The sequence below is a fragment of the Chryseobacterium sp. CS2K3 genome, from assembly GCF_059515185.1.
Genome location: NZ_JCAKRW010000018.1, coordinates 1 through 19,960 on the forward strand (window position 1 = coordinate 1; position 19,960 = coordinate 19,960).

Below are 19,960 nucleotides of genomic sequence, written 5' to 3' on the forward strand. Positions count from 1 at the left end.
ATTTATAGATTTCTTTTTAAAAAAATTATAGCGTTAAAATATAACTTTCCGACACTTTTTTAAAGCCATACCGATTAAAAAACTGATGCGCTCCATGATTATTCACACCACTTTCCAGGAGAATAAAACTGATATTCCAATTTTTAGATTCTTCAATAGCTTTTTCTAAAAGTTTACTTCCCAGCGACTGTCCTCTCACAGATTGATCTAAAAGCATATCTTCCAGAATAGCATACTTTTTAAATGGGCTGTTGATTATATTAAAAACCATCATACCCACAATTTCACTATTTTCATTTTCTGCAATTAGAATATTCAGTTTAGAACTTCCATCGGAATTAAAATCCGTAAGTAACTGTTCTGTTAAGATAACCTCCAGATCAGGATTCCAATGATGGGTATCCAGCGCTCTTCCGGACATCATTTCGCCATGAGAAATATAGGAATCTGTTTTATGGGTAATAAAAAAATCTACGAGCTCTTTAATTCGGGCTTTATCCGTGAGCCACTTTGTTGTATATTTCATGAGGGTTTTGGGTTTATTTTAATTTCTTTAATTCTTCCAGTAATTGATTCTGTTTGTTGATAAACTGATCCAGACTATCTGTTTTTAAAGGATGTCCCTTTTGGTACTTTTCAATTTCAGGAAGTGTTTTTCTGATTTTAAAGGCTGTATATAAGCTATTCATATCAGCATTGTTTTGATTTATCCGAGTAATAAGCATATTTATACCCGAAATCTTTAAACTGTATTGGTTTTTACTGGATTGAATATCCTTTTCAATTTGCTTTTTAGCCAGAGAATCTGTGATGGTTTTTGCTGCATTTTCTGCTTCCTGGTAAAAAGATTCAGACTTACTGATTATTTCTTCATACGCATTTATAACTTTTCTTGATTCTTTTTGAATATTGAAAACTTTTTCATCAAGTGCTTTCAGTTTTTTATCATTCTTAATCAGTTCAGAATAGGTTTTGTCAATAAGGTTATCTCCGCGATAGCTTTCAAATGAGCCTGAAACTGAAGATTCAGCATTATCAATAGCATTTTCTACTATGGGTTTATTTTGTTGTCTTATATCTCCACAGGAAAATATTGATAAAATAAACACAGCTGCGAAAAGTATTTTTTTCATGGTAATTGTTGTTTTAATTGATTACAAATTTCGATCAACGGAAAGCAAATCAAAATCCTTATTTTCAAAATTTAAAGTAAAGGTAATGTTGAAAGTATTTCTGGTTGCTTTTATTTCTAATATATTTTGTTGAATAGAAAAATACGATAATTTATATTTATCTTGAGCAACGGGAACAATTTCAGAACTTTGACTTATGTGCATGATAGGTTTGTTATGGGGTAGGAGGAAAATTTCCTTATCTAAAAATATAATATCAGCTGTAGAGAAGGCATAGCCGCCAGTGTTACGTCTTGAGATATCCTTGAATTTGATGTATACATTTTTTATCAGCTGATAATTTCTTTTCTTTATATGTTTAAAGAAAGTGTTACGCATATGATTGACATAGGTAATACATCCAACATAAATCAAGATGGTTAATATAAAAGCTCCGACAAAAAGAGAAGAAAAGTCATCCATAAATACAAAAATAAAAAAACGGAGCCTGAAAACAGACTCCGCCTATAAAATTGTTTGCGCTAAAATTATTTACCTAAATAAGACTTAAGAATCTTACTTCTGGTATTGTGTTTTAGTCTCTTAATTGCTTTTTCTTTGATCTGACGAACTCTCTCTCTTGTAAGATCGAAAGTTTCACCAATTTCTTCTAAAGTCATTGGGTGTTTTCCGTTCAGTCCGAAGTATAATCTTACTAAATCAGCCTCTCTTGGCGTTAAAGTATTTAATGCTCTTTCAATTTCGATTTGAAGTGATTCAAGCATTAAGTCTTTATCAGGACTTGGAGATTCTCCTGAACGTAATACATCATAAAGATTAGAATCTTCACCTTCCACTAAAGGTGCATCCATAGACAGGTGTCTTCCGGAGTTTTTCATTGATTCTTTAATATCTTCCTCACTCATGTCAAGAACTTCAGCCAATTCTTCCGGAGAAGGTGGTCTTTCGTTTTCCTGTTCAAGGTGAGCATATGCTTTATTAATTTTATTGATGGAACCAATTTTGTTCAACGGAAGTCTTACAATTCTTGATTGCTCAGCTAACGCCTGTAAAATTGATTGACGGATCCACCATACTGCATAAGAGATAAATTTGAAACCTCTAGTTTCATCGTACCTTTTTGCCGCCTTCATTAATCCTAAGTTACCCTCATTGATCAAATCGGGTAAGGAAAGACCTTGGTTTTGGTATTGCTTAGATACAGAAACTACGAAACGAAGGTTGGCTTTGATTAATTTCTCAAGTGCAGCTCTGTCGCCAGCACGTATTCTTTGTGCCAATTCTACTTCTTCGTCCGCAGTGATCAGTTCCACTTTACCAATTTCCTGCAAATACTTGTCTAATGAAGCAGTTTCCCTGTTGGTAACCTGCTTAGTGATTTTTAATTGTCTCATTTATTTTATCCTCAAAAAAGAGTTACTATATATTATACGTATGGAAACATAAAAAGGTTACACAAGTTTTACTTTTTTATTAAATATTTGATTCAAAGGTTAATTAATGAGTCATCAATGGCAGCCAATAAAAAAAGTACGGCAGGGAATATGAGATCAATATGGATCAGGTGCAAAACTTGTTGGACTAAGTAAAAAGTTTCGTTAATTTGAAGAAAAAAAAATTATCTTTTTACTCCTCTAAGCTTTATACTTAAATTTTATTTAAACGCAAAGGCATGATGGAATTGATTATTGATAAGGGAGCTAGGAAAGCGACAATAGTCGCTGATGAAGCGATGTAGATACGTGTACGCTTAGAAAGAATCAATACAATTGATTCAAGCTTTACTTCCTAAAATACAACACCAGATAATAGAAATCCTTTGCGTTAAATTTTAAAATTAAACAGATCTAAATATTCTATGCCCCACCACTTTTGCGCTTGATCCATCAATATCTTTTATCAAAGTCATGAACTTCCGGTCGTCAAACAAAAAAACGGAACCAAAGTCCCGTTTTTATCTATATCTGTAAGAATTTTACTTTTAATTTAGAATAGCTCATTCAATAGCTTAGCCAATCTCAATCCTCCGTACAATAACTGTCTTTCAAGAGTATCATTGAACTTATATTGATAGTCGTAAGATAATTTTGAATCGTTTGGAGTCTGAGCATAGATTTTATTAGCGATCTTGTGAGAATCGTACAACCAGTCTTCTAAAGTACCGGATTGAATCTGTGCTACTTCTTCTTTAGATTTAATATCCAAAAGTTTAGAATATTCTGTGTAGCTGTATTTCTGAGAATCTACCAATTTCCCGTCCCAAACAGAGTGTAAATTTGTTTTGTCACCAAAATAAGTAACATTGATTTTGTTTCCACCTAAATCTTCTGCTCTTCCTACGTGTAATGGCTGTGCAAGATCTCCCATAATATGGATTAAGAAAATCAAAGCAATTTTTCTGTCTTTTTCAGAAGTGTTCTTATCCTTGATCTGGCTGGATAATGTGTTGACCTGAGTGTAAAGACTTGGTCCTGCCTGCAATTTTAAATTTTGTTCAAAATTTTTAAAATCTGTCTGTGGATCAATGTTTACATAGTGCCATGATGACGCCTGCTTCCATACTCCTGTTGTATCAGATTTGATGAAGTCTGGCCAGTTTGCCCAATAAGCAAGGCGTTCTTTGCCCATTATTTTTTTGATTTCCCTTTTTGCCTTTCTGGAAAGGTGGTTTTCTGCGATGTCTGCAATTACTCTGTGCCCCGTCAATCCCCATGCATAAGAATAAAGTGAAGAGGAAATGAATGCTAAAATCAGAATTTTAGAATAAATACTTTTCATTTTTAAATAACAATTTTCAGTATGCAAAGATACGTTCACTTTCTGAATGAACATGAAATATATTGAATTTATTCCGTTGAATATGTTAATAAAATTTAATCCAAATAAAGAACAGAATTATATTATTTTGTAAATAAGATTAGATGTTTAATGAATAAAGGTAAGACAAAATAGGCTGTAGGTTATTAATTACTATTTAAACAATGCTTTAATAATTATTGATAATTTTTATTTTAAATTAATAAAAAACTATAAATCATTGATTTTTAGGATAAAAAAATAAATTTAAAACCTTCGTGTATGATGCCTGTTACCGTATTTTTACGGAATTTACTTAAAACTATTCCTTTTAATGTCAATTAATTACTATTTTTAGAAGAAAATTATAGGTAAAATATTTTTTCAAACTTACGAGATATATTATCTTTACAAGTCATAATCACAGGAAACACTATGTATGAGAATAATATTGTAGATATGCATTACAATAAGCTGCAGACAGATTTTAAGGCTGAAGCTGTGGCTGTTAATCTTTTAAAATATCATCGGGCTGTAAGCAATATTTTTATTGAGAGAGTCGGGGTAAATGATCGTGCTTATTTAAAGGATATTAAAAGCATTTCGAGTAGCTATTTAGGCTTTGACGAGGAAGTATTCACTATAGAAAGTTATAGAGAAGGCATTTATGATTATCTTCCGGAAGGATTATTCCATCCGCCATCACTTGGAGCTTCCAGGAAAAATGTAGACACCGTTGTCAGAGAAATCCGAAAACAAAAAAGGGTAGAAGATGACGCAAGAAAATTTTTCCGTCCTTTTGAGTTGGAAGTTTTTTTTACAGAAATCAGTGCTTTACTTAAGGAATGCGAATTTGATATTACAAGCAATACAGATGTATTATTAGAAACAATAAGCGAACTCTGGCCGCTTATCAATATGCTTGATAGACAGAACGCCTATATCTTTATGCATATTTTACCTTTCTTTCATCAGATCAGAGGTGACAAAAAATGGTTTGAAAGATGTATGACTGCCTTTTTACAGGTTCCCGTAAAAGTCACTTTTTCTCCTAATGTCATTGATGAAATTGAGAAAAATGATGATTCTATGCTGCTAGGGAACTCTAGGTTAGGAGTAACCTATATTCCGAGCGGAAGACATATGGACGGGCAACGGAACTGGGTTGTCAATATCGGTCCGATTCCTTATCATGATATGAAAAAGTATATTCCGGGAAGCCCTTTCAGAAAGGTTCTTCAGACGTTGTATGACTATTTTCTTCCGGTAACTGTAGATGTGGAAGAAAATTTTGTAACAGAAAAATTAGAGTATTCATTCAGTCTTGAGGATGATGAAAGAAATGCCAGCCGCCTTGGATATTCTACCTTCCTCTAAATTATTTTATTATATTTACAACTACCAACAAAGTATAAATTCGAAAAGAAACAAATGGAAATTTCTTCAGTAAAAGGTATTTTTTTAAGGTATATCTTAATGCCTTTAATCGCAGTTATTATGATGTTTATCCTGGGAATCATCAGGAGAAATAAACCTGCGATAAAAATTAAAGTAATTATTGTATACGTACTTCTGTGCAGCTTATGTCTGGCTCTTCCTGGCTTTTTTGGATTTGCCGGAAATCTTTTTAATCCTTACTGGTATCTGATTGCACAGGTTGTTTACCTTATTTTCGGGATTATTCATGTTAATTTATTACATAAGTATTTCAGAAAGCATATTGAGTCTGTAGGAATGAGTATTTTATTTGAATCTATACTTTCTTTGACATGTATAGCTTTGGGTGGATTCCTTTTTACACTGTTGTTTAACTGGATGAGTAAAGGAACAGGGTATGCTGTTATGGCGGCTACAAGTATGCTGATCTTTGTAGTACCAATGGTTTTTTACTATTGCTATATTCAGTTTATCAGTATTCCGTTTGATATTTATAAAACATGGAGATACTCTCCTGAGCAAAAACTTCCTGATTTCGAAGGGGCAGATTTTGACAGATTAATGGTTCTAAATGTAGAATTGAGTAAGAATCTTGAGGATTCAAACCGTTTCAGAATCAAAGCAAAAACTCTTCCGACAGGAGTAACTTTCGGAGATTGGTTCTATAGAGTGGTAGACGATTATAATCATAAAAATCCAGGATCTATTATTCATCTTTCAGATGCCGAAAAAGAACCTTACTATTGGATCTTCTACACAAAAAAATCGTTTTTCAGCTTTAGAAAATATATAGATTTCGATCAGGACATTATTACAAACAATATTTCTGAAAATGAAGTAGTTGTCTGTAAGAGGGTTATTCAGCATGAAGAGGAAGGAGTCGCAAGAAATTCATAAACAAACACAAAAAATTAAAAAGTATTAAACATGATACAACCTATTAAACATTTTGCAATCAACTGGGTGGATGGGATGAAGGTTTCCCAGAGACATCTTAATGATCAGGATAATTTCTTAATTGATACTATCAGAGATTCCAATTCACTAGGAATTACTACATATAACTACGGGCTTTTGCCTATTTCCACTGAATTTACAGATCGTACTATTTTTGATGTTCATAATACAGCAACCAATGATGTACAGCTTGTCATCAAAAGATGCAGCGCTGTTACTATGGCAGGGTATCGTATTGAATTGATTGACAGGAGAATCAGTGTGAAATCTTTAGCGAAATCAATGAACGAGGAGCAGGCAGATGGAGAATATTATATTCTGATCTCTGTAAATCCTTTTGATAAAGTTCCTTTCGGAGATATTGATCCGGAAGAAATTCCGCCCCGTCATCCGAATGCGCAACCCAATCACCATATCGAATTACTTCCTGTAACTTCTTTGAACAGCAGCTATTCAGGGGGGAATTATTTAATTATCGGAAAAGTAGATCTAAAAGCTAATATTGCACAGGTAGATTCAAATTTTATTCCGCCTTGTACTTCTGTTCAGAGTCATCCTGCATTGGTAGATTATTATAGCAGCTATGCAAAATCTATCGGAAATTTACAGCAATATGCTTTCAAAATCATTCAAAAGGCATCTCATAAAAATCAGAATACAGCTTTAGCACAAAATGTTAAATTTTTGTGTAGTACAATGGTGAATACTTTTGGAGATATGTATTTCCAATTCAGAAATATTACTCCTTATCAACCGCCTGTATTTTTAATTGAGTCTTTCGCAAGATTGGCACTTCATTTATACAATTCCACGCAGCTTCTTGTTCCAGCGGAATTAGAAGAAATGTTAAACTATAGCTTGGAATGGAGTGAAATTGCCCCACACACCTTACTGAACCAACTTTCGATTGTTGCTGAGACAAACTATGATCATCACAATTGTGGGGAACCATTACTATACATTCAGCAAATGTTAAGAAGTCTGGAAACTATCTTCTCTAAACTGAGCGAATTGGATTACATTGGTCAGAGAAAAGAAAATATCATTGTCAATGAGCAGGAAGTTTCTACCAATACCAACCCTAAGAGAGGCTGGAGCGTACTAGATTAATCAACCTTATTAAAATATAAATCCCGAATTTTCATTCGGGATTTTTTATTAAAATGTTATAGAATTATTTTTTATTCAAAAGTTCTAATGTATGTTCTACATGTCCGCCGCCTTTCCATTCGTCATGTCCCGGAATGATTAAGGTTGCCTGAGAATATTTGGATTTTAAAGTATTCATAGTTTGTGACCATTGTTCAACGTTTGCTTCCTTGATATATCCTAAATCTGTTGCAGAAGTACTTTTTACTAGGCAGCCGCCATCGAGAACTTTATATTTTGGAAACCATACCACTACATTATCTACGGTATGTCCTTCTCCAAGAAAATCAACCACAAATTCTTCTCCGCCTATATGATAAGCTTTCCCTGTATTTATAATATTGTTGGACACCGCTTTACCTTCTTTTTTCAATAACTCATTGGTTTTTGCAGTGGCATAGGTCTTAATCCCTTTTTTGTTGAAGAAGCTTAAATCTCCGGCTCTGTCATCATGAGAATGGGTAGCAAATACTGCCACAACAGGTAAATTATGACGTTTTTTTATGGTATCCATCAAGCTTTGGTACTGAACTTTTTCCCAGGGAACATCAAACAGGACTACTCCTTTTTTTGTGACAAGGTAAACAGCGTTGGCAGAATATTCTTTTCCTCCGAATACACCAAAAGTTTTATAAATATATAAGTTCTTGCTGATAGGCGGTTCTATTACAAAATCCTTTACCTGAGCATTAGCAAACGGACTTAATAATAGGGAAACAATAAAAAACTGTATGCTTTTTTTCATAATTTTTAGGGTAATAATTAAAGTTTTAGTATTGAGCAGAAGGATTGAATCTCTCTGTAAAGTTTTGCAAACCTAGTAAATTTATAAACCAAAGTTTTTTATGAAAGATAATTTAACCGTTTTTTAACAGTTTAGTCTTATTAAATGATAAAGGCTTACAAACGAAAGGCATTTACAGATATCACCTTCCTGCAAAAGAAGAACGTCAAACATTGGACAAATAGTTTCTCAAACCAATGGAGAGCCTTATTTTTCAAAATCATAGAGATTAATCCCTATTTCTCCATTCTTGGTTTTAATAGCTTTTGTATGTAAAGGGTAAAAAATAAATTCCCCGGCACCTCGTATTTTAGCATCCAAAAGATGTCCTGCAAGAGCTGTATAATCTTCTCTTCCCAAAGTAATATGAAGATGAAGCATTGGTTTATCATCAATTACAGAAACATTTCCTGAAATATTGGCAACTTCCATTTGTTCTGTGAATGTTTTATCGATATAGTTTTTTGTCTCAGGATTAAAGAATCTGAGTGTGGCTTCACTTACAGCACCAATTCCTGTAACCTCTCCAGCCTGAATATTCTGACTTTGAATAAAATCCGTTAAAGCTTCCACAATGCTTGATTTGTTTCTAATACTTACCATATAAATCTGATCTGTTTTTCTTGCGGACCAGAGACTTCCTTTTAAATTTAGTATTTCCATAATGATGAGTGTTTGATGAATTGAAATGCAAGAAAATAAAAGTTTTGAGTGGTTTATATTTTTGCACAGATACACGAATGCTTTAAAATTATATGCAATAATCATGCTTCTCAATCCTTACTGTTTGTTAAAACCTGGAATGTTTATGAAAATTTAATATTTCTTTTAATAGTAAAAACTGATAAAAAATCCCGAAATTTGCGTCAAATAAAAGATTAATGAAGATTGTAGATATTGAAAGCTGGAACAGAAAGGAGCATTTTGACTTTTTCTCCGGTATGGAAAGTCCTAATTTTGGTTTTACAACGGAAGTGGATTGTACCAAGGCCTATGATACGGCAAAAGAAAACGGATATTCTTTCTTTGCCTATTACTTTCATAAATCTATGATTGCCATTAATACGGTGGATGAGTTGAAACTTAGAATTGATGATGGAAAGGTTATTCAGTTTGATAAAGTTCATGCCGGAAGCACTATTGGCAGACCGGATGGCACTTTCGGTTTTTCATTTACTCATTTCTCAGAAGATTTTGAAACGTTCAATGCGGCATTGCAGGAAGAGATCCAGGGGGTTCACAATTCTACGGGGCTTCGACTAAGCAATGAAAGATTGGGTAAAGACCATGTAAGACATACTACAATTCCGTGGAATTCATTCACTTCGATTCTTCATCCTACCAATTTCAACACGGGTGATTCTATTCCGAAAATAGCTTTCGGAAGGTTCAGTATCCGTGATGGAAAGAAGTTTCTTCCGGTATCTATAGAAGCTCATCATGGACTTGCAGACGGTATTCACCTTGCAAAGTATGTGGAGGAATTCCAAAGACAGCTTGATCAATAGGTATTATGATCTGATAGTGTTTAGACTGGAAGAGCTTAATTTTAATAGTAAATCTTCCTTTTCTCAATTTTTACGATTTGCTCTTTTTCCATTTGCTTTATGGTTCTGATCACTGTTTCTACACAAAGTCCGGTTAAGGATGCCAATTGCTGCCTCGTAAGAGGTATTTGGAAAGAGTAGGGAGTCTTGTCTTCGTGATAGCTTTTAAGATAATCCAGAAGAAGTTTAAGCTTTGAACCTGGATTTTGAAAAGACAGATTATAGAACATAATATACTTATGATACATTCTTTCTGCAAGACATTGATAAATGCTGAGCGAAATATCAGGATTAGTATGTATCAAATTTAAAAAGCTGGATTTCGGCATTCTGAAAACAGAAGAGTCTTCTATAGCAACAGCATTCATAGGATAAGGATATTCTACAAATAAAAGAGACTCTCCGAAGCTGTGACCGTCTGAGAAAATATTCTGAATAAATTCTTTTCCATCTTCTGTATAATTATTAAGCTTTATTTTTCCTTTTTCTATCTGATAATAATACAGCGGTATTTCTTCTTCGCGAAAAATAATTTCTCCCGCTTTATACTGTTTCATTTCAGCTCCAAATGAAATTAATAGATTTTCAAGAATCATAATATTTGTGATTTATTTAGTTTGCAATTTCAAAACCGTTTTAAATGCACACTTTTTATCATTCAGATAATATCATTTAAATTCAAAGTTTAAAAAATAAAGAAACGAATATTTTTATGTTCAGCCTCGAAACATGGTACCATTCATCTACCACATTTATTTTAAAGAAAAACAATGTATTTCAAAATACTGATCTCAATCATAAAAAATAAACTACAAAACCGGTTACATTTACAGCCATATTAAAAGGGAAAGCAAAACAATTGCAAACGTGCTGATAAAAGCAGTTATGATATTTCACTTAAAAACGGAACGTGGTATGTATGTGGTACGCTATTTTCATAAAATTTTAATCATTTTTTCTTTCTTTGCCCAATATAAAAATGAGTTAAAATTCAAATGTGTGAATATTTCAACCTAATTATTCGATAAATACAAACCTTGTGTCAATTGTTTTAAGAAATGCTCTTGGAATTCCTGAATTCACAGAGTAATTTCATACCCCTGATATTAAAACACTATTGATAAGAAAAAGATTTTGCACCAGTGGACAAAGGATGTTCATTGGAAATTAGTAGAGATGAGAAAGTATTATGAAAAACAAAAACCTTGAATCCAACTTAGAGGATTTGAATCAAAAAATTCTTGTACAAGATGAAATAATGGCATTAGCCAAAGCAAATTCTCCCCGTCTGCTGAATAAGTTCAGACTGGTATATCCGGATTTTTTCGAAAAGCTATCCGCTATACAGCCAGCCTTAAAAAACTCTGAACTGATCTTTTGTATTTACCTTAAGCTTAATATGACAACAAAGGAAATTGCAACCTGCATTTTTGTCACGCCAAAAGCAATACAAAACCGGAAAAACCGGATCAGAAAGAAACTTAACATTCCATCTGAATTTGATATTTATAAATGGTTTAATGAATTTTAAACCATTTTTTTATGCTCTGATCACTGCCTTTTCCAGGTCGTGATAAAGGAGAATTTTCCAGTCATTTTCTTTTGCTTCTTTTTCCCATCTAAGTCTAAGTTCCATTGCTTTTCTGCCATCAAAATCGCTTTTGTAAGCCAAATGATACTTTAAGTAGGATGCCTGTGGAAGATCGTCTGCACCATAGAAAGCAATTTCTTCGTTTTCTTTGATCCAGAATACCTGCATAAATGGAGTATGTCCACCGACCACTTCGTATGAAATTTCATCCGTAATCTGTCCCTTATCATCATTCATCCAGATAATATGAGGTAATTGAATCAGTTTTCCCAAAACCTCAAAATCAAAGGAAGGATTACCTTTATTTTCCATGGCAAAATCCAGCTCACGTCTTTGAATGTAAATATCTGCATTGGGAAAAGTTGCTTCAAAACCATTATCAGTAAGTGTTACGGCACCTTCAATGTGATCTTTATGAAGATGGGAGAGAAGTATTTTAGTAATCTGACTGTGACTGATATTTTCTCTTTCCAATATTTCTGAAACCACCGATGTTCCGTTTTCATTTTTCCATCCGATTCCAGCGTCTAAAAGAATATAATCATTTTCAGTAATGATAAGAAAAGGTTGTACCGACATTTTTATTCCGGAAACCGTATCAAAGTTCTCTTCTGTTAAAAGTTTGAAGTCTTTGGTCTTGCTGGCGGAAAAATTGCCTTCTTTAAGTGGAATGATTTTCATCTTGCAAATTTCCTGATTATTTCTAAAATCTGAAAGGTTTTTCATCAATATAAATCATCGGAAAAAACGATTAAATAAAGACAAATCTTAATTTTTCTTCTATCATTCTCAAAGGTTAAATCAATGATCATATCTTAACTCTTTTATGAAAATGATTACCTTTGAGATCTTAAAAATGATATCGTATATCATTTATTTCATTCAATAAAAAATAACATGCAGGAGAACTCTACCAACGGTATTTCACGAACGGTAATCTGGTTAATGTCTATCATTTCAGGGCTGGTTGTGGCAAATAATTATTATAATCAGCCTTTGCTGGCTCTTATTTCAGAAGACTTTAATGTTTCAGAAGCGGCAGCCTCCAGAATTTCAGTGCTTACCCAGGTTGGATATGCTTTAGGATTACTGTTGATTGTTCCTCTGGGAGATAAATTTTATCGTAAAAAATTGATTCTTACAGATCTTTTTCTTGTTTTTGGAGCTTTATTATGGATGACCTTTGCTAACCAATTGTGGATGTTGTACGCAGCAAGTTTATTGATTGGTGCAACATCGGTGATTCCGCAGTTATTTGTTCCTATTGCCGCAGAATTATCATCCGATAAAGAAAAGTCTGCCAATATCGGGCTGGTAATGTCCGGATTGCTTTTGGGAATTCTTCTTTCCCGCTTTATAGGTGGAATTGTCGGAGAATTATGGGGCTGGCGTGCAATGTTCGGAATTGCGGCTGGGCTAATGATTTTGGTTTGGTTAGCCGTTTACAAAATGCTTCCTGAACTTCATCCGAATTTTAAAGGTTCATATAAAGAACTAATGAGTTCTGTTGCACATCTTGCGAAAACGCAGCCTATTCTTCAGCTTGCCTCATTCCGTGGTGCTATGGCATTTGGTTCTATGTGTGCCTTATTTACTACTTTGGTTTTTCACATGGAAAAACCGCCTTTTAATGCAGGGGCATCTGTAGTAGGAAGTTTTGGATTGGCAGGAGCAGTAGGGGCATTAGCGGCAGCAAAAGTAGGAAACTTACAGAAGTATCTGGATATCAATAGAATTATTTTATATTCTTTACTGATTCTGATAGGCAGCTGGGGCTTTACTTATTTTGCAGGAGAAACATATTGGGGATTAATTATAGGAGTAATCCTTGTAGATCTGGGTGTACAATCCAGTCACATTATGAACCAAACGAATTATTTTATGATCAAATCCAATGCGGTGAATAGATTGAATACGGTTTATATGGTTTCCTATTTTATCGGAGGTTCGCTGGGAACATGGCTAGCATCTATAGCATGGCAGAAAGTACAATGGACGGGCGTTTGTTTTGTAGGAACGTTGTTTGGAATCTTGGCACTGATTGCTCATATTCTTTTCTGTAATAGAGTAAATAAGGCTTAATTAAAATATTGCCACGGATGCACGAATGAAATTATTAGTGCATTCGTGGCAACTTTATTAAAGTTATATTAAAGGCGTTTCTTTAGTTTATATAACTTATGTATTTTCCACCCTGAATTAAATTCTGCAATAGACTAAATACAGATTTATTAAAATATTGCCACGGATGCACGAATGAAATTATTAGTGAATTCGTGGCAACTTTATTCAAGTTTATTTCAAAGGTGTTTCTTTAGTTTGTAGTAAGCTTTTGTGTTTTCCACCCCATTTACTGAGTTGGTTCCATATGGGGATCAGATCTCTTGCAATGTCAGTAAGTTCATAGTCTACTCTTGGTGGAACTTCTGCGTATACAGTTCTTTTTAGCAAACCTTCTTTTTCCAGTTCTCTTAGCTGTAGGGTCAGCATTCTTTCGGTGATTCCTGAAATAGCTTTTCGAAGCTCGCTGAACCTAAGCTTTCCATCTTTTAACTTATCCAGAATCAGAAGTTTCCACCTTCCTCCAATTTTACATACAGCATAGGTGAGATCACATTCGTGAATGTACTGTCGGTTGATATTATTGGTTGAGTTTTCTTTTATTTTACCCATTACTTACAAATTTGTTAGTACCGCACAATTCGGCGTATACAATGCAAATGTAAGGTTTGAGATTTAATTTTGCCCTGTAAAACAAAAAATAGTACAGGTAAAGAACAATAGCGCTCACGTTCATCACTGTATGATTTCTTTAAATTAAAATAAAATGCAGTTAATATCAAAAATAAATCAGATTGTAGATCAATTAGAAAAAATACAGCCATTCAATGTGCAAAATCCGTTAGACGGAACCCGTAAATATCTTGAAACAATGTCTCTTCAACTGAGCGGCAAGAAAGATCCTGTTGCTATGATTGAAGAATTGACTATTCAAAAAGAAAGTCATCAGATCCCTATCAGAATATACCGTCCGAAAGGAAAAACAGTTCAGAAATCATCAGCTATTGTTTATATTCATGGGGGCTGGTTTATCGCGGGAGGCTTTGAGACACATGATGCTATTGTTCGTAAATTGGCTAACGCAACAGAGTCCGTAGTTATTTTTGTAGATTACCGACTTGCTCCGGAGCATCCATTTCCTGCGGGGCTGAATGACAGTATTGATGCTTTACAATGGGTAATAGAGAATGCAGAGTCTTTAGGTATAGATGAAAACCAGATCGGGATTATTGGGGACAGTGCGGGAGCGGCTTTATCTACTGCTGTTTCTACTCAGATTGGAGAATATTTAAAATTCCAGATACTTATATATCCTGCTGCGGATAATCAACTCAATACAGAAACATGGAAGATCTATGAAAACGGTCCTGTTCTAAATAAGCAGGGAGGTATTGAGGCATGGAACTGGTATCTGCCAAAAGAAGAGCTTGATAACCCTCTTGCTATTCCGTTAAAGATAAAAGACTTTGGTAAAACTCCACCAACGCTTATAATATTTGCTGAACACGATCCTTTGCTAGATGACGGAAGACAACTTGCGGAGAATATGAATAATGGAAAAGTTCCGATAAAAACAAGCTTCTATAAAGATATGGTTCACGGTTTTATGCATATGGGGGAAATTCTGGAAGAAGTTCAGATTGCAATTGACGAAATGGCTTTATTTGCTCATCACAATTTCGGAATGGCTAAAGAAAAACAGGAATGAAAAAGTATGCGTATATAGGTTGTCTGGGATTTATAGCTGTGATTACCACAGAATTTGGAGTCATTGGAATTTTACCACAGATTGCTGAGCATTATAAAATCAGTATTGATAAAGCGGGTTACCTGTTGAGTGCTTTTGCTCTTGTTATTGCACTCACAGGACCTTTTATGACCCTTCTCACCTCTGGAATTGATCGTAAGAAGATCATGACCGTTGCTATATTCATGTTTCTGATTACCGGGATTGTTTCTTCATTTTCACCTCCTTTCTGGCTGTTGATGACTGTAAGAATACTTCCGGCATTTCTTCAGCCTGTTTATATTGCAACGGCATTGTCTGTAGCTATTTCTGAAGCTGATGAGAACAAAAAAAATGGTTTGATGAGTATTGTTTTCAATGGGGTGGCTATTGCTATGGTGACTACAGTTCCTTTTGCAACATGGATGGCAGGGGTATGTTCCTGGGAATACTCATTTATAATACAGTCTGTAGTGAGCTTAATTGCCTTGATCATCATTTGTTATTTCCTTCCGGCAATGCCTGTTAAAGAGAAAAAATCTTATGGAAGCCAGGTGAAAATCCTTACAGAGACTTCATTTATATTGAGTACCCTAGCCAATTTCTTTATGATAACCGCATGGTTTTCTACCTATAGCTATTTTGCAGAATATCTTGGAAAAAGTAAAGGAATGAATCCTTCTATGATTAGCTATATGCTGTTACTATTTGGGATTATTGGTATTTTGGCAAATTGGATAGCCGGGAAAATGCTTAATAAAAATGTAACCCGAACGATGTCCTTCTTTCTCTCCGGAACCATTCTCATTCCTATATTATTGTATTTATCAGACGGGAATTTTTGGGCAACTGTAGCCGTAATCGGAGTTTGGGGATTTCTCTATTCGCCAAGTTTTCTCAATGCCTCTACCTATATGATTTCCTCTGCGCCCAACGCACTTGAATTTGCCAACAGCTTAGCCACTTCTTTTGGAAATCTTGGAGTAACATTGGGGACTACTATCGGAGGATGGATTATCGTTGCAAGAGGAGTAGAATATACACCGTGGATAGGTTTTGTTTTTGGAATTCTGGCATTTTTAATGATATGGATAAGAAGTATTTTTGAAAAGAGAAATCAGCAAGTTTCTGCGTGTCATAATTAAACTGTAACATATTTTGTTACATTAAATAAAATACGTATCTTTGTATGATTAATTTGATTTAAAATTAAATACAATGAAAATAGAAATATGGTCGGACGTGATGTGTCCTTTTTGTTATATTGGAAAAAATAATTTTGAACAGGCATTAGAGAAGCTTCCTTTTAAAGATCAGGTGGAAGTAGAGTGGAAGAGTTTCCAGCTGGATCCTACGCTGGACGCCAATAAACCTCAGACTACCATACAGTATTTTGAAGAGAAAAAAGGTGTACCGGAATCTCAGGCTAAGCAGATGCTTGCTCAGGTTGCCCAGATGGGAAAAGGTGCCGGAATCAATTTTGATTTTGAGAAAGCGTTAATTGTAAATACTTTCACTGCTCACAAACTTCTTCATTTGGCTAAAAAGCATAATAAGTCTAATGAAATGGAAGAAGCTTTATTCATTGCTCATTTTATAGACGGCAAAAATGTAGGAGATCCTGAAGTATTGGTTTCTCTGGCAGAGAATATGGGAATTGATACAGAAGAAGCAAGAAAAGCGGTTACTTCTGATGAAATGGATTATGAAATAAACCAGGATATCCTTGAAGCAAGAAATAATGGTGTTTCCGGAGTTCCTTTCTTCATTCTGAACGGGAAATATGCAGTATCCGGAGCTCAACCTGTAGAAGTGTTTGAAAATGCTCTTCAGCAAACCTATAAAGAGACGGTAAGTCCTTTTAAAGATCTTTCGGGAGACAGTGGTGCTTCCTGCAATGCTGATGGATGCAGCATCTAAAAAAATAAATCTTAAATCCCCAAAACAATTCTCTATTGCTTTGGGGATTTTAATAAAGTGCGCTCGATAATTCTTGAAACTCTCGTATCTTTGTAAAACAGCTTTAATAGCTGTATAAAATCTATTTTCTCAATGATAAAAATTAATAATGACCTTCATTATCCGATTGCAGACACGCTTTTTGTTTTTGCATTGGATTCGGAAGCAGGAACAGCATTTGACGGAAAAAACAAATTGATAACAGGTATCGGAAAAGTAAATGCTGCAATAGAACTGACAAAAGAGATCCATGCCAGAAAGCCAAAACTGATTGTTAATTTAGGATCAGCAGGCAGTAAGGGATTTCATAAAGGAGAAGTGATTTGCTGTACGAAATTTATTCAGAGAGATATGGATGTAAGAGGACTTGGTTTTAAACTCTATGAAACCCCGTTATCCGGAGTTCCGCCTGTCTTAGAATATGGTCTTAAAATGGATACCCTGAAGCAAGGAGTCTGCGGAAGCGGTGACAGTTTTGAGATGAACCATTCTGAAACAGATTACAATATTGTAGATATGGAAGCTTATCCATTGGCACTTATTGCGCATCAGGAAAACATCCCGTTCCTGTGTTTAAAATATATTTCTGACGACGCAGGAAGTAATGCAGCGGAAGACTGGAGCGTACAGGTACATCTGGCTTCTGAAGCATTTAAAAAAATATTATTCTCATAAAATAGTATCATGGCATCCATTATCATTAATAAAGCATCATCTGAAGATTGGGAAACCTTACAAAACCTCGGAACTCAGACGTTTACAGAAACTTTTGCAAAAGATAATTCTGAAGAGGCGATGAAAAAATACCTTGAGGAAAGTTTCAATGCAGAAAAACTGAAAGCAGAACTTGGCAATAAGGAATCCTATTTCTTTATTGCCTGGGAAGAGGACAATCCTGTTGGTTATCTTAAAGTAAACGCTGGTAATGCCCAGACAGAATTACAGGATGAAACCAGTCTTGAAATTGAAAGAATTTATGTAAAACAAAGCCATCATGGTAAAAAAGTGGGGCAGCTTCTTTATGACAAAGCTTTAGAAACCGCTCAGCATCTTGATAAATCATATCTGTGGCTTGGAGTCTGGGAAGAGAATGTAAGAGCGCTAAACTTTTACAGGAAAAATGGCTTCGTGGAGTTTGACAAGCATATTTTCAGACTTGGAGATGAAGAACAAACAGATCTGATGATGAAAAAAGTATTGGATCAGAAGTAACTTACACTGCGTGAACTCCTCTGAATTTTTAAAACAAATCAATCAGTATTATCCTTTATCTGATAATACCATTCAGGCTCTGCTGGATGTTTGTACCGAAAAACAGTTTAGTAAAAACGACCTTATTCTGGAAGCAGGAGATAGGGCGAGATATTATTATTTCTTACAATCCGGATTGGTAGGATATTACACAGTTGATCAGCAGGGTGATGTTATTTATAAAATTTTCTTTGAGGAAAACAGTTTTATAGCTTCTACTTCAGCAATTATAAAAAAAGAGGCTAGTGATTTTAATATAATAGCACTTGAAGACTGTTCTGTCATACAATATCCTGAGAAAGTTTACAGAGATCTATTAGAGAAACATCATGATCTGGCTCTTTTTCATATCAGATATCTGGAAAACAACTGGGTTGTGAAAAAAGAACAACTTGAAGTTTCCTTAAAATTTGAGACAGCGAAACAACGCTACCTGCAATTACTGGAAAATAAATCGCTGTATAACAGATTGAAACAACATCATATTGCATCTTATCTTGGGATTACACCTACTCAGCTCAGCCGTATAAAAAAGGAAATAAATTAACAAAAGCTTCAACATATGTTGAGGCTTCTTAGTTTTTTACCATGCATCTTTGCAACATCATAAGATCATAATGATATTTTAATGTAAGATAAAATTCCTTATATTTAAGATACACTCTGATGCTATGTCATTATTAATGTAAACATTTTACAGTATGAAAAAGTTATTCAATATTGTTGTGGTACTTACCACTTTTATCCCATTTTCAGCCCAAAAGATTATTCATCAGGAAGTTTTCAGCCAGAAAATGAATAAGAAGATCAAAACCATTATTATTACCCCGGATATTCAGCCCAAAACCACTTATCCGTCGGTATATATTCTTCATGGCTTCAGTGGAAATCCGGAAAGGATTATTAAACAGGATATTCCGGATCTGGTTCAGAAAGCACAAGAGTACCAAACCATTTATGTTTTGCCGGATGGAAACTACAGTTCGTGGTATGTGGATAGTCCGATTGTGAAAGATTCACAGTATCAAACCTTTATTGGAAAGGAACTTGTAGAGTTTATTGACAAAAGTTATCCCGTGAAAACTGAGAAGAAATTCCGGGGTATTCTGGGCTGGAGTATGGGAGGTTATGGAGCAACGAATATCGGCGTTACTTATAATAAAACCTTTGGTATTGTAGGAAGTTCTTGTGGTGCGCTGGATTTCAATTCATTCGGGCAGGGATATAATAAATACATGGTAGATAAGGTACTTGGTCCGCTATTAACAATGAATCCCGTTTTCCTCACTGACAATAAGGTGAAGCTAATGGCAGATGCCGGACAGCATTATATTTTTGATTGTGGAACTGAGGATGTGCAGATGATTGGTATGAACAGAAATTTTCACAAAAAGCTTACAGACCTTAAGATCCAGCATCTTTATATAGAATCCCTGGGAATTCATGATGATAAATACTGGAGCAGATCACTTTCTGAGCAGCTGACTTTGTTTAATAAATTTTTTAATCAATAAATCTTTGTCAGTATATTAAATAAAAACAGCTTTACATTCATAGTGTAAAGCTGTT

23 protein-coding genes are annotated in these 19,960 nt (G+C 34.5%); 13 read left to right on the top strand and 10 right to left on the bottom strand.

Annotation, left to right across the window (positions count from 1 at the left end):
* Positions 1 to 25: 25 nt before the first annotated feature.
* The 5 genes from AC5YGG_RS20355 to AC5YGG_RS20375 form a co-directional block, all read right to left on the bottom strand.
* Positions 26 to 526 carry a GNAT family N-acetyltransferase gene (locus AC5YGG_RS20355; RefSeq protein WP_496146265.1) on the bottom strand — a complete coding sequence of 167 codons (501 nt, stop codon included), beginning with the start codon at positions 524 to 526 and terminating at the stop codon, positions 26 to 28.
* Positions 527 to 539: 13 nt separating this feature from the next.
* Entirely contained in the window at positions 540 to 1,133 is a 594-nt protein-coding gene (locus AC5YGG_RS20360) for a hypothetical protein (protein WP_496146266.1), read from the bottom strand.
* 21 nt (positions 1,134 to 1,154) lie between these two features.
* Complete coding sequence (locus AC5YGG_RS20365; protein ID WP_496146267.1) at positions 1,155 to 1,595, bottom strand: hypothetical protein; 441 nt, start codon at positions 1,593 to 1,595, stop codon at positions 1,155 to 1,157.
* 65 nt (positions 1,596 to 1,660) lie between these two features.
* Complete coding sequence (locus tag AC5YGG_RS20370; protein WP_002979276.1) at positions 1,661 to 2,527, bottom strand: sigma-70 family RNA polymerase sigma factor; 867 nt, start codon at positions 2,525 to 2,527, stop codon at positions 1,661 to 1,663.
* A 592-nt stretch (positions 2,528 to 3,119) separates the two neighbouring features.
* On the bottom strand, positions 3,120 to 3,911 hold the full coding sequence (locus tag AC5YGG_RS20375; protein ID WP_065394315.1) for a S1/P1 nuclease: 792 nt from the start codon (positions 3,909 to 3,911) through the stop codon (positions 3,120 to 3,122).
* Positions 3,912 to 4,364: 453 nt separating this feature from the next.
* On the opposite strand from AC5YGG_RS20375, the gene AC5YGG_RS20380 reads away from it, so the two are divergent.
* From AC5YGG_RS20380 to AC5YGG_RS20390, 3 genes are read left to right on the top strand one after another with little or no spacing between them, the layout of a single operon-like run.
* On the top strand, positions 4,365 to 5,306 hold the full coding sequence (locus AC5YGG_RS20380) for a type VI secretion system baseplate subunit TssG (protein ID WP_496146268.1): 942 nt from the start codon (positions 4,365 to 4,367) through the stop codon (positions 5,304 to 5,306).
* Positions 5,307 to 5,360: 54 nt separating this feature from the next.
* The gene (locus AC5YGG_RS20385; protein ID WP_496146269.1) at positions 5,361 to 6,263 is read left to right on the top strand and encodes a TssN family type VI secretion system protein; all 903 of its coding nucleotides are present in this window, start codon (positions 5,361 to 5,363) and stop codon (positions 6,261 to 6,263) included.
* 30 nt (positions 6,264 to 6,293) lie between these two features.
* Complete coding sequence (locus tag AC5YGG_RS20390) at positions 6,294 to 7,433, top strand: hypothetical protein (protein ID WP_496146270.1); 1,140 nt, start codon at positions 6,294 to 6,296, stop codon at positions 7,431 to 7,433.
* 64 nt (positions 7,434 to 7,497) lie between these two features.
* Here AC5YGG_RS20390 and blaIND read toward each other — a convergent pair whose 3' ends face one another.
* Entirely contained in the window at positions 7,498 to 8,217 is a 720-nt protein-coding gene (gene blaIND / locus AC5YGG_RS20395; protein WP_496146271.1) for an IND family subclass B1 metallo-beta-lactamase, read from the bottom strand.
* A 246-nt stretch (positions 8,218 to 8,463) separates the two neighbouring features.
* Positions 8,464 to 8,919: a PPC domain-containing DNA-binding protein gene (locus AC5YGG_RS20400; protein WP_496146272.1), complete on the bottom strand. Its 456-nt coding sequence runs from the start codon at positions 8,917 to 8,919 to the stop codon at positions 8,464 to 8,466.
* A 218-nt stretch (positions 8,920 to 9,137) separates the two neighbouring features.
* On the opposite strand from AC5YGG_RS20400, the gene AC5YGG_RS20405 reads away from it, so the two are divergent.
* Positions 9,138 to 9,764 carry a CatA-like O-acetyltransferase gene (locus tag AC5YGG_RS20405; protein ID WP_496146273.1) on the top strand — a complete coding sequence of 209 codons (627 nt, stop codon included), beginning with the start codon at positions 9,138 to 9,140 and terminating at the stop codon, positions 9,762 to 9,764.
* A gap of 41 nt (positions 9,765 to 9,805) precedes the next feature.
* Here the strand turns inward: AC5YGG_RS20405 and AC5YGG_RS20410 are convergent, their stop codons facing one another.
* Complete coding sequence (locus AC5YGG_RS20410; protein WP_496146274.1) at positions 9,806 to 10,399, bottom strand: Crp/Fnr family transcriptional regulator; 594 nt, start codon at positions 10,397 to 10,399, stop codon at positions 9,806 to 9,808.
* A gap of 593 nt (positions 10,400 to 10,992) precedes the next feature.
* On the opposite strand from AC5YGG_RS20410, the gene AC5YGG_RS20415 reads away from it, so the two are divergent.
* Positions 10,993 to 11,334 (top strand): helix-turn-helix transcriptional regulator, encoded by a 342-nt coding sequence (locus tag AC5YGG_RS20415; RefSeq protein WP_496146275.1) that lies wholly within the window; start codon positions 10,993 to 10,995, stop codon positions 11,332 to 11,334.
* A 9-nt stretch (positions 11,335 to 11,343) separates the two neighbouring features.
* Here AC5YGG_RS20415 and AC5YGG_RS20420 read toward each other — a convergent pair whose 3' ends face one another.
* On the bottom strand, positions 11,344 to 12,075 hold the full coding sequence (locus tag AC5YGG_RS20420) for an MBL fold metallo-hydrolase (RefSeq protein WP_496146276.1): 732 nt from the start codon (positions 12,073 to 12,075) through the stop codon (positions 11,344 to 11,346).
* A gap of 216 nt (positions 12,076 to 12,291) precedes the next feature.
* On the opposite strand from AC5YGG_RS20420, the gene AC5YGG_RS20425 reads away from it, so the two are divergent.
* Positions 12,292 to 13,476: an MFS transporter gene (locus tag AC5YGG_RS20425; RefSeq protein ID WP_496146277.1), complete on the top strand. Its 1,185-nt coding sequence runs from the start codon at positions 12,292 to 12,294 to the stop codon at positions 13,474 to 13,476.
* A 213-nt stretch (positions 13,477 to 13,689) separates the two neighbouring features.
* On the opposite strand, the gene AC5YGG_RS20430 is transcribed toward AC5YGG_RS20425, so the two are convergent.
* Entirely contained in the window at positions 13,690 to 14,067 is a 378-nt protein-coding gene (locus tag AC5YGG_RS20430) for a winged helix-turn-helix transcriptional regulator (RefSeq protein ID WP_496146278.1), read from the bottom strand.
* Between the two features lie 154 nt (positions 14,068 to 14,221).
* On the opposite strand from AC5YGG_RS20430, the gene AC5YGG_RS20435 reads away from it, so the two are divergent.
* The 7 genes from AC5YGG_RS20435 (at position 14,222) to AC5YGG_RS20465 (ending at position 19,905) form a co-directional block, all read left to right on the top strand.
* The gene (locus tag AC5YGG_RS20435) at positions 14,222 to 15,163 is read left to right on the top strand and encodes an alpha/beta hydrolase (RefSeq protein ID WP_496146279.1); all 942 of its coding nucleotides are present in this window, start codon (positions 14,222 to 14,224) and stop codon (positions 15,161 to 15,163) included.
* Positions 15,160 to 16,326, top strand: a complete 1,167-nt coding sequence (locus AC5YGG_RS20440; protein ID WP_496146280.1) for an MFS transporter — start codon at positions 15,160 to 15,162, stop codon at positions 16,324 to 16,326. Before AC5YGG_RS20435 ends, AC5YGG_RS20440 begins: the two co-directional genes overlap by 4 nt.
* 73 nt (positions 16,327 to 16,399) lie before the next feature.
* Positions 16,400 to 17,101, top strand: a complete 702-nt coding sequence (locus AC5YGG_RS20445) for a DsbA family oxidoreductase (protein ID WP_496146282.1) — start codon at positions 16,400 to 16,402, stop codon at positions 17,099 to 17,101.
* A 132-nt stretch (positions 17,102 to 17,233) separates the two neighbouring features.
* Complete coding sequence (locus tag AC5YGG_RS20450) at positions 17,234 to 17,815, top strand: 5'-methylthioadenosine/S-adenosylhomocysteine nucleosidase family protein (protein ID WP_496146283.1); 582 nt, start codon at positions 17,234 to 17,236, stop codon at positions 17,813 to 17,815.
* A 9-nt stretch (positions 17,816 to 17,824) separates the two neighbouring features.
* Positions 17,825 to 18,352, top strand: coding sequence for a GNAT family N-acetyltransferase (locus AC5YGG_RS20455; protein ID WP_496146284.1), 528 nt, complete (start codon positions 17,825 to 17,827; stop codon positions 18,350 to 18,352).
* A gap of 10 nt (positions 18,353 to 18,362) precedes the next feature.
* Positions 18,363 to 18,938, top strand: a complete 576-nt coding sequence (locus AC5YGG_RS20460) for a Crp/Fnr family transcriptional regulator (RefSeq protein WP_496146285.1) — start codon at positions 18,363 to 18,365, stop codon at positions 18,936 to 18,938.
* 154 nt (positions 18,939 to 19,092) lie between these two features.
* Positions 19,093 to 19,905 carry an alpha/beta hydrolase gene (locus AC5YGG_RS20465; protein WP_496146286.1) on the top strand — a complete coding sequence of 271 codons (813 nt, stop codon included), beginning with the start codon at positions 19,093 to 19,095 and terminating at the stop codon, positions 19,903 to 19,905.
* The last annotated feature ends 55 nt before the right edge of the window (positions 19,906 to 19,960 follow it).

Excerpts from the sequence above, each read along its gene's own strand:
- AC5YGG_RS20355 (WP_496146265.1), bottom strand. The coding sequence starts at position 526 with ATGAAATATACAACAAAGTGGCTCACGGATAAAGCCCGAATTAAAGAG.
- AC5YGG_RS20360 (WP_496146266.1), bottom strand. The coding sequence starts at position 1,133 with ATGAAAAAAATACTTTTCGCAGCTGTGTTTATTTTATCAATATTTTCC.
- AC5YGG_RS20365 (WP_496146267.1), bottom strand. The coding sequence starts at position 1,595 with ATGGATGACTTTTCTTCTCTTTTTGTCGGAGCTTTTATATTAACCATC.
- AC5YGG_RS20370 (WP_002979276.1), bottom strand. The coding sequence starts at position 2,527 with ATGAGACAATTAAAAATCACTAAGCAGGTTACCAACAGGGAAACTGCT.
- AC5YGG_RS20375 (WP_065394315.1), bottom strand. The coding sequence starts at position 3,911 with ATGAAAAGTATTTATTCTAAAATTCTGATTTTAGCATTCATTTCCTCT.
- AC5YGG_RS20380 (WP_496146268.1), top strand. The coding sequence starts at position 4,365 with ATGTATGAGAATAATATTGTAGATATGCATTACAATAAGCTGCAGACA.
- AC5YGG_RS20385 (WP_496146269.1), top strand. The coding sequence starts at position 5,361 with ATGGAAATTTCTTCAGTAAAAGGTATTTTTTTAAGGTATATCTTAATG.
- AC5YGG_RS20390 (WP_496146270.1), top strand. The coding sequence starts at position 6,294 with ATGATACAACCTATTAAACATTTTGCAATCAACTGGGTGGATGGGATG.
- blaIND (WP_496146271.1), bottom strand. The coding sequence starts at position 8,217 with ATGAAAAAAAGCATACAGTTTTTTATTGTTTCCCTATTATTAAGTCCG.
- AC5YGG_RS20400 (WP_496146272.1), bottom strand. The coding sequence starts at position 8,919 with ATGGAAATACTAAATTTAAAAGGAAGTCTCTGGTCCGCAAGAAAAACA.
- AC5YGG_RS20405 (WP_496146273.1), top strand. The coding sequence starts at position 9,138 with ATGAAGATTGTAGATATTGAAAGCTGGAACAGAAAGGAGCATTTTGAC.
- AC5YGG_RS20410 (WP_496146274.1), bottom strand. The coding sequence starts at position 10,399 with ATGATTCTTGAAAATCTATTAATTTCATTTGGAGCTGAAATGAAACAG.
- AC5YGG_RS20415 (WP_496146275.1), top strand. The coding sequence starts at position 10,993 with ATGAAAAACAAAAACCTTGAATCCAACTTAGAGGATTTGAATCAAAAA.
- AC5YGG_RS20420 (WP_496146276.1), bottom strand. The coding sequence starts at position 12,075 with ATGAAAATCATTCCACTTAAAGAAGGCAATTTTTCCGCCAGCAAGACC.
- AC5YGG_RS20425 (WP_496146277.1), top strand. The coding sequence starts at position 12,292 with ATGCAGGAGAACTCTACCAACGGTATTTCACGAACGGTAATCTGGTTA.
- AC5YGG_RS20430 (WP_496146278.1), bottom strand. The coding sequence starts at position 14,067 with ATGGGTAAAATAAAAGAAAACTCAACCAATAATATCAACCGACAGTAC.
- AC5YGG_RS20435 (WP_496146279.1), top strand. The coding sequence starts at position 14,222 with ATGCAGTTAATATCAAAAATAAATCAGATTGTAGATCAATTAGAAAAA.
- AC5YGG_RS20440 (WP_496146280.1), top strand. The coding sequence starts at position 15,160 with ATGAAAAAGTATGCGTATATAGGTTGTCTGGGATTTATAGCTGTGATT.
- AC5YGG_RS20445 (WP_496146282.1), top strand. The coding sequence starts at position 16,400 with ATGAAAATAGAAATATGGTCGGACGTGATGTGTCCTTTTTGTTATATT.
- AC5YGG_RS20450 (WP_496146283.1), top strand. The coding sequence starts at position 17,234 with ATGATAAAAATTAATAATGACCTTCATTATCCGATTGCAGACACGCTT.
- AC5YGG_RS20455 (WP_496146284.1), top strand. The coding sequence starts at position 17,825 with ATGGCATCCATTATCATTAATAAAGCATCATCTGAAGATTGGGAAACC.
- AC5YGG_RS20465 (WP_496146286.1), top strand. The coding sequence starts at position 19,093 with ATGAAAAAGTTATTCAATATTGTTGTGGTACTTACCACTTTTATCCCA.